The 745-nt window shown below is 72.9% G+C and carries 1 protein-coding gene; it reads left to right on the top strand.

Annotated elements, in window-relative coordinates; all coding sequences use genetic code 11:
- A partial coding sequence (locus tag D9V37_RS20005; RefSeq protein WP_121807964.1) for an SDR family oxidoreductase occupies positions 1–745 on the top strand: 745 nt, incomplete at both ends.

The following is a 745-nucleotide window of genomic DNA, read 5'->3' as shown; positions in this document are numbered from 1 at the left end:
ACCGGGGGCGCGAGCGGCATCGGTGCCGCCGTCGTCCGCCAGCTCGCCGCCCGTGGCGCCGACGTGGTCGTCGCCGACCTGCAGGCCGAGGCCGGCGAGGCGCTGGCCGGCGAGGTGGGCGGGGTGTTCGCGCAGGTCGACGTCACCGACACCGAGCAGATCCTCTCGGCCGTGCGGCTGGCCGCCGAGCGCGGCCCGATCCGGGCCGTGGTCAACTCCGCCGGCATCGGCTGGGCGCAGCGCACCGTCGGCCGCGACGGCGAGTACGAGTCCGCGCACGACCTCGACGCCTTCAAGAAGGTCGTCGCCATCAACCTCATCGGCACCTTCGACATGGTGCGGCTGGCCGCCACGGCGATGAGCCACAACGAGCCCGACGCCGACGGCTGCCGCGGCGCGATCGTCAACCTGGCCAGCGTCGCCGCCTTCGACGGCCAGATCGGCCAGGCCTCCTACTCGGCCTCCAAGGGCGGCGTCGTGGGGATGACGCTGCCGGTGGCCCGCGACCTGGCCGCCATCGGCATCCGGCTCAACACCGTGGCCCCCGGCCTCATCGACACCCCGATCTACGGCACCGGCGAGCAGGCCGAGGAGTTCAAGGCCAAGCTCGGCGAGAGCGTCTTGTTCCCCCAGCGTCTCGGCGTGCCCGACGAGCTGGCCGCCATGGTGGTGCAGTGCCTGACCAACTCCTACATGAACGGCGAGGTCGTCCGCGTCGACGGCGGCATCCGGATGCCGCCCAAGT

The organism is Nocardioides mangrovicus (genome assembly GCF_003674065.1).
Lineage (GTDB): Bacteria > Actinomycetota > Actinomycetes > Propionibacteriales > Nocardioidaceae > Marmoricola > Marmoricola mangrovicus.
The sequence above is the reverse complement of the archived record's forward strand: the minus strand, read 5'-3'. Positions and strand labels throughout refer to the sequence as shown.